9 protein-coding genes are annotated in these 10,323 nt (G+C 59.0%); 4 read left to right on the top strand and 5 right to left on the bottom strand.

The window, feature by feature from the left end:
• Window positions 1-31 precede the first annotated feature (31 nt).
• The 3 genes from PVW27_RS11265 to PVW27_RS11255 form a co-directional block, all read right to left on the bottom strand.
• Window positions 32-850, bottom strand: coding sequence for an extracellular solute-binding protein (locus PVW27_RS11265; protein WP_274557740.1), 819 nt, complete (start codon window positions 848-850; stop codon window positions 32-34).
• Window positions 851-923: 73 nt separating this feature from the next.
• Window positions 924-2,024, bottom strand: coding sequence for an ABC transporter ATP-binding protein (locus PVW27_RS11260; protein WP_274557738.1), 1,101 nt, complete (start codon window positions 2,022-2,024; stop codon window positions 924-926).
• Between the two features lie 174 nt (window positions 2,025-2,198).
• Entirely contained in the window at window positions 2,199-3,569 is a 1,371-nt protein-coding gene (locus tag PVW27_RS11255; protein ID WP_274557736.1) for an aspartate aminotransferase family protein, read from the bottom strand.
• Between the two features lie 192 nt (window positions 3,570-3,761).
• Between PVW27_RS11255 and PVW27_RS11250 the strand changes: the two genes are divergently transcribed.
• The 3 genes from PVW27_RS11250 to PVW27_RS11240 are packed head-to-tail and all read left to right on the top strand — an operon-like array spanning window position 3,762 to window position 6,776.
• Window positions 3,762-4,961 carry a M24 family metallopeptidase gene (locus PVW27_RS11250; RefSeq protein WP_274557734.1) on the top strand — a complete coding sequence of 400 codons (1,200 nt, stop codon included), beginning with the start codon at window positions 3,762-3,764 and terminating at the stop codon, window positions 4,959-4,961.
• The gene (argE, locus tag PVW27_RS11245; RefSeq protein ID WP_274557732.1) at window positions 4,958-6,124 is read left to right on the top strand and encodes an acetylornithine deacetylase; all 1,167 of its coding nucleotides are present in this window, start codon (window positions 4,958-4,960) and stop codon (window positions 6,122-6,124) included. The genes PVW27_RS11250 and argE overlap by 4 nt, the downstream gene beginning before the upstream one ends.
• Window positions 6,117-6,776 carry a GntR family transcriptional regulator gene (locus tag PVW27_RS11240; RefSeq protein ID WP_274557730.1) on the top strand — a complete coding sequence of 220 codons (660 nt, stop codon included), beginning with the start codon at window positions 6,117-6,119 and terminating at the stop codon, window positions 6,774-6,776. Before argE ends, PVW27_RS11240 begins: the two co-directional genes overlap by 8 nt.
• 82 nt (window positions 6,777-6,858) lie before the next feature.
• Here the strand turns inward: PVW27_RS11240 and PVW27_RS11235 are convergent, their stop codons facing one another.
• The gene (locus tag PVW27_RS11235; protein WP_274557728.1) at window positions 6,859-8,256 is read right to left on the bottom strand and encodes an aspartate aminotransferase family protein; all 1,398 of its coding nucleotides are present in this window, start codon (window positions 8,254-8,256) and stop codon (window positions 6,859-6,861) included.
• A 104-nt stretch (window positions 8,257-8,360) separates the two neighbouring features.
• Window positions 8,361-9,035, bottom strand: coding sequence for a GntR family transcriptional regulator (locus tag PVW27_RS11230; protein WP_274557726.1), 675 nt, complete (start codon window positions 9,033-9,035; stop codon window positions 8,361-8,363).
• Between the two features lie 171 nt (window positions 9,036-9,206).
• Here PVW27_RS11230 and PVW27_RS11225 point away from each other — a divergent pair, with 171 nt between their 5' ends.
• Window positions 9,207-10,292, top strand: a complete 1,086-nt coding sequence (locus tag PVW27_RS11225; protein ID WP_274557725.1) for a polyamine ABC transporter substrate-binding protein — start codon at window positions 9,207-9,209, stop codon at window positions 10,290-10,292.
• Window positions 10,293-10,323 lie beyond the last annotated feature (31 nt).

The raw sequence follows: 10,323 nt of genomic DNA, 5'->3' as shown, positions 1-10,323 counted from the left end.
GACATTGGAGACGATCCACCACCGAAAACCATCATGAGGCGCAATGCGTGACCTCGGAGAGAACCATGACCCCGAACGGACAGATCGCTAGCCCACTTGACATAGCCGCAATCAGAGAACCGTTATAGGTCGAGCCCATGACAACTTCGCCATCCGCCAGAAGCTGCGGGGTTTCTGCACCCGCCGACCACCAGATCACATCATCCTTGATCGTGCCCAGCTTGGCCAAAGCGCGATCAACGCCTTCTTGGGTTTCAAGGGTGTCATACACTTCCTCGATCGGAACACCGTCGCAGATCAGCGCCCATTCCATGTTGCCGATCGGGCGCTTCTCCAGCGAGCGCTTTCCGGGGAATTTCTCTGTGTCGAACACATCGCACACTGTGGTCGGAGCCTCGGACACCAGATCGGTGCGATAGCCGAAAGTGGTCGAGAAAACGATCTGCGGGATGAAGCAGTCGCCTACCAGTGTATTGCCGAAATCCTCGGAGGCGGGAGTGCCGTCGGGGGCTGCGGCCAGCATCGTGTCGGGGTCGATCTCCATCGCAAGACCTTCGTCGCACAGACGCAGGCCATCCGCGGCGGTCACGTCGACGATATCCCAGGTGATGTTGCCTGCCTCGGACATTGCCCGCAACTTGGTCACAGCTTCTGCAGAGCTTTCGTCCGTGATGACATTCAGACCGGGGTTATTCGCGACATATGGTTCGATATAGGCCTTGACCTGGCTATTCTGGTAGGCACCGCCCCAGGACACGACAGTCATGCTGTCGGCCATGTTGCTCTGCGCGAAGGCTGCGGCGGCGATCAGAGTCGCCCCTGTAGCCATGAGAGTTGTCTTGAGTTTCATATCTCACTCCTTGTTGCACCCGTTGTTACGCGCGTCTTCACCCACGGGCTGAGCGAGGACGCCTTTCCAGCGCTCAAGCGTCGAGCGCGCGGCAATCTTCCGGAAGCCAGCCGATCTCGATCTGCTGACCCGGCTTCAAGCGCACCTGATCCGGTGCGTTTCTCGTCTTGACGACGAATTCCTCATTTCCAGCGACCCGCAACCGTGTGCGGAAGATATCGCCCATGTAGATGAACTCGAGCACTTCGGCCTTGAGGGTATGAGCCCCGGGCTGCAGACGGCTCTTGTTGAATTCGACCCTCTCAGGACGGATCGAAACGCGTGTGCGCTCACCGACCTTGCTGACATTGACGGGCTTCGCGTCAATCACCTCGCCACCGTCCAGCCTGACGATGCAGGTGTCTCCCTTGATCTCCTGCACCACGCCTTCCATCGTGTTGTTCTCGCCGATGAACTGCGCAACGAAACTGTTCTGGGGCTGCTCATAAAGCACATCTGGTGGGGCAAGCTGCTGAATGCGGCCATCGTCGAACACCGCGACACGGTCCGACATGGTCAGCGCCTCGGTCTGGTCATGTGTGACATAGACCGTGGTAATCCCAAGGTTATGCGCCAGCCGTGTAATCTCGAACTGCAAGGTCTCGCGCAGTTGTTTGTCCAGCGCGCCAAGGGGTTCGTCCATCAAGACTAGCTCGGGCTCGAACACCAAAGCCCGTGCCAAGGCGATCCGCTGCTGTTGTCCACCGGAAAGCTGTGCCGGACGACGACCACCAAAGGCCCCCATCTGCACCATCTCAAGCGCGCGTTTCACCTTTTCCTCACGCTCGGATTTGCCGAACTTGCGGACTTCCAACGGGAAAGACAGGTTTTCCGCCACCGTCATATGCGGAAACAGCGCATAGTTCTGAAACACCATACCGATCCCACGCTTGTGAGGCGGGATGTTGTTGATCGGCTTGCCGTCCAGAAGGATTTCGCCATGTGTGGCGGTCTCGAAGCCGGCCAGCATCATCAGGCAAGTCGTCTTGCCTGATCCAGATGGTCCCAACATCGTCAGGAACTCGCCCTTGGGCATGGTCAGGTTCAGGTCTTTGACGACCAGTGTTTCACCATCATAGCTTTTTTGCACACGCTCAAAAGCCACGAACGCATCGTTCGCACTTGATCCGGCCAAGGTCGGCTCCCCGTTTGTTGTGTCACACGATCTGCGCCGCGTATTGACCCAAGACTAAAACCCGACGTCCTGCGGGTTGCAACCCTTTTGCTGCCTTAAATGGCCATTACAGGGTTTTGCGGGCGAAATGACTTTAAGTGGCCGCACTTGCAGGACAAATTCCCGACACCCCTGTCAATCTAATGCCTCAGAAATGGACTTTGCCGTTTTTTCAACCACCTCATCGGCCTCGGCATGAGTCAGGCAGAAGGGCGGTGCGAATCCCAGAATATCGCCCTGCGGCATGGCGCGACCGATGACCCCATGTCCAAGCAGCGCCGCCGCTACACGAGGTCCGACCTTTTCGGAGGCATCAAAGAACTGGCGCTTGTCGCGGTCCTGAACGAACTCGACCGCACAAAGCATCCCTTCGCCCCGCACCTCGCCGACATGCGGATGTTCGGCCAACGCCGCGCGCATCTGCGTGTTCAGATATGCCCCGACATGGCCTGCGTTCTGGATCAGGTTCAATTCGTCCAGCAACTTGAGGTTGGCCACACCGGCCGCAGCGCCCACAGGATGCGCGGAATAGGTCCAGCCATGGCCGATGGGCCCGTTCTCGTCGGTGCCCTGTTCAAGCACTTTCCACATGCGATCACCGACGATCGACCCCGACAGCGGCGCATAGGCCGAGGTCAGACCCTTGGCGATCGTGATCAGATCAGGCGTGATGCCATAGTGATCGGACCCGAACATCGACCCAAGACGGCCGAAACCTGTCACCACCTCATCGGCAATCAGCAGGATATCATGCTTGCGAAGAACCTCCTGAATGGCAGGCCAATAGCCTTCGGGCGGCGGAACGATCCCTCCGGTCCCCAGTACCGGCTCACCGATGAAGGCAGCAATCGTATCGGCCCCTTCGCGTTCGATCAGCGCTTCAAGCTCGGCCACCAGATGGGCCGTGAACTGCGCCTCGGTCATGTCGCTGTCGGGGCGACGGAAGTAGTAAGGCGCCTCGGTATGGATCACTTGTGCCAGCGGCAGGTCGAATTTCTTGTGAAACAGCTCAAGCCCGGTCAAAGAGCCTGTCACAAGGCCTGAACCATGGTAACCACGCCAGCGGCTGATGATCTTTTTCTTCTCAGGCCGGCCCAGAATGTTGTTGTAGTACCAGACCAGCTTGACGTTGGTCTCATTGGCATCAGAGCCTGACAGGCCGAAATACACCTTGGACATGCCCTTGGGTGCACGGTCCAGGATCATCTTGGACAGGGTGATGCTCGCCTCGGTGCCATGGCCGACATAGGCATGGTAATAGGCCAGCTCGCGCGCTTGATCGGCAATCGCCTCGGCAATTTCCTGACGGCCATAGCCGACGTTCACACAGTAGAGTCCGGCGAAGGCATCCAGCAGACGGGTGCCATCGCGGTCCGTAATGTGGCAATCCTTGGCCGTCGTGATGATCCGCTGGGGCGCGTTGCCGCGCGCAAACTCTGCCAGATGGGTCGAGGGATGGAAAAAATTGTCGCGGTCCCACTGGGCCAGTTGGTCATTGGTCAGCATCGGCACCCTCCTTCGGCGGTGATGTGAATCTTTATGTTGTGCACAACCTTGATGCGGCCGTGACTAGCGTCAACCATATACCGCTAAAAATTCAGCTTAATTCCTAAAAGCGACAAGGGAATTCGCTTTTGGAACGGAAGAGATGTGCACAATTTTGCTGAACTCAGCCAAACGCCAGCAAGGAAGCCGTCTATGTCCGTTCCTCCGATTCCCTTTGCAGACCTGCCCTTCACCAAGGCCGAGTATGACCGGCGCCTCGAACTGACACGCACTGCCATGGCGGAACGCGGCATCGACGTGTTGTTCGTCGAGGACCCGTCAAACATGGCATGGCTGACTGGCTATGACGGCTGGTCCTTCTATGTGCATCAGGGCGTGATCGTGACCCATGACCGCGACCCGGTCTGGTGGGGGCGGAACATGGACGCGAACGGCGCCAAACGCACCGCATGGCTGCCGCATGATCACCTGCGCCCTTATGATGACACCTATGTGCAATCGAACGAGCGGCACCCGATGCAGCATCTTTCAGCGCTTCTTTGCGAAATGGGGTTTGAGGCCGCCTGTATCGGCGTTGAAATGGAGAACTACTATTTCTCGGCCAAGGCCTATGTCACGATGATGACGGAACTGCCGCGCGCCACGCTGGTCGATGCCACGGTGTTGGTGAACTGGCAGCGGGCGATCAAGTCACATGAGGAAATCGCGTTCATGCGCCGCGCCGCGCGGATTGCCGAGAAGATGGTCGATACTGCCATTGAACGTGCGAGACCCGGTGTGCGCAAGAACGATCTGGTGGCCGAAGTGATGCGCGAGGCGATCATCGGCGTGGGCGAAGACTGGGGCGACTACCCCGCCATCGTGCCGATGTGCCCGTCAGGTGCCGATGCTTCGGCCCCGCATATCACATGGAATGGGGGCGAGTTCGAGCATGATCAGTGCACCTTCTTTGAATTGGCGGGTGTCTATCGGCGTTATCACACACCCTTCTGCCGGACGGTCTATCTGGGCACCCCACCGGATGAGGTGAAGCGCGCCGAAGCCGCCCTGATCGAAGGGCTTGAAGCCGGCTTGCAGGCCGCCCGCGCTGGAAACCGCGCCTGCGACATCGCCGACGCCCTGGCCCGCCCTCTCGAGGCTGCAGGAATCCAGCGCGGTGCCCGCTGTGGTTATCCCATCGGGATCAGCTATCCGCCAGACTGGGGCGAGCGCACGATCAGCCTTCGCTCCGAAGATCAGACCATGCTGCAACCTGGCATGACCTTTCACTTCATGCCCGGCCTCTGGATGGACACATGGGGAATCGAGATCACGGAATCCATCCTGATCACCAATGACGGTCCGGCGGAAACCTTTTGCAATCGCCCCCGCCGGATCTTCGTGAAGTCATGACAGATCTGTCTCGAACGCAGGCCATACTGGCGGATCTGATCGGTTTTCCGACAGTGTCATCCGACAGCAACCTTGCCATGATCGACCACATGGCCAACAGACTGGCAGATGTCGGAGCGCGCGTGGATCTGTTTCACGACGATAGCGGAACCAAGGCCAATCTGTTCGCCACCATTGGACCGGAGCGTGAGGGGGGTATCGTCTTGTCGGGCCATTCCGACGTGGTCCCGGTTGCGGATCAGGACTGGAGCAGCGATCCCTTCCGCATGGTCGAGCGGGACGGCAAGCTTTTCGGGCGCGGTGCCTGCGATATGAAGGGGTTCATTGCCGCCACACTGGCAATGGCCCCCGACTATGCTGCGCGCAATCTCAAGCGGCCCATTCATTTCGCCTTCACCTATGACGAAGAGGTCGGTTGTCTGGGTGCGCGGTCCCTTGTTCCAGCACTTCAGGCCCGTGGTATCCGTCCGTCTATGGCCATCGTGGGCGAACCCACGGATATGCGCATCATCGAAGGGCACAAGGGATGCTGCGAGTATACAGTCGAATTTCGCGGGCTGGAGGGCCACGGCTCGAACCCCGACCGTGGCGTCAACGCGGTGGAATATGCTGTCGCCTATGTGGCGAGATTGATGGATCTGCGCCACCAGCTTCGCCATCGTACGCCCGTGGGCAGCCTGTTCGAGCCGCCATGGACCACGATCAACATCGGCCGTCTGTCCGGTGGAGTCGCCCATAACGTGATTGCCAGCCGGGCCGAACTGGACTGGGAAATGCGCCCGGTGCAGGACAGTGACGCCGAGTTTGTCCGGCAAACGCTGGCGGAATACTGCAACGATGTACTGCTGCCGCAAATGCAGGCCGTCTGTCCCGATGCAGGCATCACTACCTATGTCATAGGGGAAGTCTGCGGGCTGGAACCGATGGAGGATAACGCCGCGCGCCGCCTTGTCGCAGAACTCACCGGGGCGAATGGCGCAGATGTGGTGGCCTTCGGCACCGAGGCCGGGTTGCTCCAGCAAATGGGTATGTCAGCGGTGCTTTGCGGTCCCGGCAGTATCGAGCAGGCCCACAAGGCCGATGAATATGTGAGCCTGTCACAGCTTGATCAGTGCTTGTCCATGCTGCATGGCCTTGGCGAAAGGCTGACGCGTCATGTCTGAACCGTCCGACGCCCGGACCCGCTTTCTGCGCCTGCATGACGCACTGCGCACGCGGATCTGCCTCTTGGACTACCCGCCGGGCTCCCGTCTTTCCGAAGAGGCACTGGCCGCAGAGTTCGGAACCTCACGTACACCCTTGCGTCGCGTTCTGGCCAAGCTGGAAGACGAAGGGCTTGTTGTGTCGCAGCATGGCGTGGGAACGATCGTCACCGATGTGGATCCTGGTGAGATGGCCCGCACCTACGACCTGCGTCGCGAACTGGCGGGCCTTGTCGGACGCTTGTCACCTGTACCGATCACCGACCAGATCGTCGCGGATGCAGCGGGTTTTCTGAAACGCGGCGAAGCATTGCTGACCCGTCCCGACACCCGGTCACTGGCCCGGCTGAACATGGAGTATTTCCACTTCGGCACATCATTGACCCGCAACGAGGCGCTACGCGAGATGTCGGAACGGCTCTATTACCGGACAGCCCGGATCTGGCTGACCGCGACAGCACGTCTGGATCTGGCGGATGAAACCGCGATCTTCGTGTCCGAACTGCGCGACAGCCTGCAAGCCCTGAAGGCAAGAGACGGGCAGGCGGCCGCCGATGTGCGAAGAACACATATCTCACTGTGCATTGCGCGGGTGAATGTGCTGCGGGACTAACACCGCCCTGCTTCTTCTTGCTTCAAATATCCAGATCCGGCCCGGTCATCTTGTGATCAGGCTGGAACAGTGTCGAGAACGCTCAGCTGGCTGCAACCATCAGCCCTTCGGCCTTCAGCTGCTGATGCGCCTCATCCAGCGACTTGCGCGCGCGTTCAATCAGAATATCGGCCTCGTCGCGGGTCATGACCAGCGGCGGGCTGATGATCATCCGGTCGCCGACATGGCGCATCACCAGGTTGTTGGCAAAGCAACGCTCGCGCACGATATAGCCCACAGTGCCAGGTTCCGACGCGAATTTGGCGCGGCTTTCCTTGTGCGGCGTCAACGCGATAGAGCCCATCATCCCCACGATCTTGGCTTCTCCCACCAGCGGGTGATCAGTCAAACCGGTCCAGAGCTCTTTCATATAGGGCCCGATATTCGTGCGGACGTGGTCAATGATGCCCTCTTCCTCGATGATGTTGAGGTTTTCAAGCGCCACGGCCGCGGCAACCGGATGGCTGGAATAGGTATAACCATGATTGAACTCGCAGGCGCCGATCACCGAGGCGACCTCGTCACAGACAATCGAGCCGCCGATCGGTTGGTATCCGGACGACAATCCCTTGGCGATTGTCATGATATGCGGGCGGATGTTCAGCGTCTGGCTGCCAAACCAGTTTCCGGTACGTCCGAAGCCGCAGATCACCTCGTCGGCGATCAACAAGATCTCGTACTTGTCGCAGATCCGCTGGATTTCTGGCCAATAGGTGTCAGGGGCAACGATCACTCCGCCCGCGCCCTGCACGGGTTCGGCGATAAAGGCGGCCACCTTGTCCTCGCCCAGGTCGTGGATCGCCTGTTCCAACTGACGTGCGCGCTCCAGACCGAATTCCTCGGGCGACATGTCACCGCCTTCCGCCCACCAGTTTGGCTGGTCAATGTGATGGATATCAGGGATCGGCAAACCACCCTGCGCATGCATGCCCGACATGCCACCCAAGGATGCACCGGCCATGGTCGAGCCGTGATAGGCGTTCGTGCGGCTGATGATCACCTTCTTGTCGGGTTTGCCTTTCTGGGCCCAGTAGGTGCGCACCATGCGGATGTTGGTATCGTTCGCTTCAGACCCTGATCCGGCGTAAAACACATGGTTCAGGTCACCGGGTGCCACTTCGGCCAACTTCTGGCTCAGCGCGATGGCCGGCACATGCGTGGTCATGAAGAAGGTGTTGTAATAAGGCAATTCCTTCATCTGGCGCGCAGCCACATCGGCCAGACGGTCACGCCCATAGCCCACATTCACGCACCACAGACCGGCCATGCCGTCAATGATCCGGTTTCCGTCGCTATCGGTGATCCAAACACCGTCGGCCCGCGTGATGACACGGGCGCCACGTTTGGCCAGAACGTCCTGCGTCGAGAAAGGATGCATGTGATGCGCGGCATCCAGCGCCTGCAATTCATGTGTCGGCATATGGTTGGTGATCACAGTCATGGCGGACCTCGTTCTGGTGATTCATGGCGTGCGGGAATGGGTCACCAAAAGGCGACTCCCGTTCGTCCTCAAGAATATGATCAAATTCTTGAGTGTCAATCGAATCAGTGTGCAGAGGTGTCGAGGTCCAGCATTTCGCGGATCTGTTCCATCCCCTGAAGCATATCCTCCCGCATGGCCCTTGCGGCCCCTTCGGAATCACCTGTCCGCATGCAATTCAGCATATCCTTGTGCTTGTCCGGCAGGTTCTGGGTGCCCACCCGTCCAATCACGACACGCAGCGAAGGGCCAAAGCGCAGCCACAGCCGCTCGGCCATTTCCGCAAGGATCGGCGCATCGGCAAGATCGTAGAGCTTGGCGTGAAACAGGTAGTTGTTCTCAAGATAAGCACGCAGGTCACCTGCGGCGATGGCGCGGTCCAGCGCCGTGTCGATCGCTGTCAGACGGGCCAGATCCGCGGGGGTCGCACGCTCGGTTGCCCGCAAGCCCAGATGCGATTCAAGCCATTGTCTTGCATAAATAATTTCCGAAATGTTCGCAGCCGTCAGCTGTGGCACACAGACCCTGCGATTGCCCTGAAAGACCAGGGCGCCTTCGGCCGTCAGCCGCCGGATCGCCTCTCGTACGGGGGTCATACCTGCGTTCAAGCGATCGGCCAGCCCCTGGATTGTCAGAGCCTGTCCGGGCGCGATCTCTCCGAACAGGATCTGATCCCGCAATCTGCGATAGATCACCTCGTGCGCCGGAGGGTTCGCCGCCGCCTCGACTAGGGTGGTCATTTTTCGGGCACCGTCGTCCATTTTGCCGCTTTTCCCTGCGTTCTACCAAGACACCTGCTTGCGAGTTTAGCGGCATCGTGAAAACATTGCCATATTGCCTTGCGGCAGAAAACTTGATCAAATTCCGGAATGGGGACGGAAGATCCACAATTTACCAAAGGGAGTATCCTGATGAGACAACACCTGGTGACCATGACCGCAACACTCGCGCTCATGGCAGGCGCTGCCGCGGCACAGGAAGTGCGCGTGTACAACTGGTCGGACTATATCGACGAGGAACTGCTTGCCAAGTTCGAAGCAGACACCGGCATGAAGCTGATCTACGACGTGTTCGACAGCAACGAAGTGCTTGAGACAAAGCTGCTGGCTGGCGGGTCGGGTTACGACGTGGTGGTGCCAAGCGGCACCTTCCTGCAACGCCAGATCGAAGCAGGTGCTTTCCAGAAACTCGACAAGTCGAAACTGCCCAACATCGAAAACATGTGGGATGTCGTGTCGACGCGCACTGCGCAGTATGATCCGGACAACGCTTATTCGATCAACTACATGTGGGGTACCACAGGTATCGGGGTGAACGTCGGCAAGGTGACGGAGATCCTTGGTGAGGATGCACCGATCGACAGCCTTGCGCTGGTGTTCGATCCTGCCAATGCCGAGAAACTGGCCGCTTGCGGCATCATGATGCTGGACGCCCCGGCCGAGATGATCCCGGCTGCGCTCAAGTATCTGGGTGAAGATCCCAACAGCCATGACCCCGAGGTGATTGCCAAGACCGAAGAGGTCTTTATGGCGATCCGGCCGTATATTCAGAAGTTCCACAGCTCGGAATATATCAATGCGCTGGCGAATGGCGACATCTGCGTCGCTCTGGGCTGGTCGGGTGACATCCTGCAAGCGCGTGACCGCGCTGCCGAAGCCGAGAATGGTGTCGAGATTGCCTACAACGCCGCCAAGGAAGGTGCGCAGATGTGGTTCGACCAGATGGCAATTCCTGTCGATGCGCCGAACGTGGAAGGGGCACATGCTTTCCTGAACTTCATCATGGATGCGCAGAACATGGCAGCCGCCTCGAACTATGTCTATTATGCCAATGGCAACAAGGCATCGCAGGAGTTCCTGAACGAGGACGTGATCGGTGATCCGGCGATCTATCCGTCGGAAGAGGCGTTGAACAACCTGTTCACCACCACACCCTGGGATGCAGGCGTACAGCGGACTGTGACCCGCTTGTGGACCAAAATCAAATCGGGCACCTGAGACCCGGAGACATCGGCCCGCGCGAAAGCCG

The sequence above is a fragment of the Seohaeicola sp. 4SK31 genome (assembly GCF_028802875.1).
In the GTDB taxonomy this organism is placed as follows: domain Bacteria; phylum Pseudomonadota; class Alphaproteobacteria; order Rhodobacterales; family Rhodobacteraceae; genus Seohaeicola.
Note: the sequence above shows the minus strand (reverse complement) of the source record. Positions and strands in the feature narration are given on the sequence as shown.

What these genes read in the sequence shown, in the direction of transcription:
- PVW27_RS11265 (WP_274557740.1), bottom strand. Translation starts at nt 850, where the DNA reads ATGAAACTCAAGACAACTCTCATGGCTACAGGGGCGACTCTGATCGCC.
- PVW27_RS11255 (WP_274557736.1), bottom strand. Translation starts at nt 3,569, where the DNA reads ATGCTGACCAATGACCAACTGGCCCAGTGGGACCGCGACAATTTTTTC.
- PVW27_RS11250 (WP_274557734.1), top strand. Translation starts at nt 3,762, where the DNA reads ATGTCCGTTCCTCCGATTCCCTTTGCAGACCTGCCCTTCACCAAGGCC.
- argE (WP_274557732.1), top strand. Translation starts at nt 4,958, where the DNA reads ATGACAGATCTGTCTCGAACGCAGGCCATACTGGCGGATCTGATCGGT.
- PVW27_RS11240 (WP_274557730.1), top strand. Translation starts at nt 6,117, where the DNA reads ATGTCTGAACCGTCCGACGCCCGGACCCGCTTTCTGCGCCTGCATGAC.
- PVW27_RS11235 (WP_274557728.1), bottom strand. Translation starts at nt 8,256, where the DNA reads ATGACTGTGATCACCAACCATATGCCGACACATGAATTGCAGGCGCTG.
- PVW27_RS11230 (WP_274557726.1), bottom strand. Translation starts at nt 9,035, where the DNA reads ATGACCACCCTAGTCGAGGCGGCGGCGAACCCTCCGGCGCACGAGGTG.
- PVW27_RS11225 (WP_274557725.1), top strand. Translation starts at nt 9,207, where the DNA reads ATGAGACAACACCTGGTGACCATGACCGCAACACTCGCGCTCATGGCA.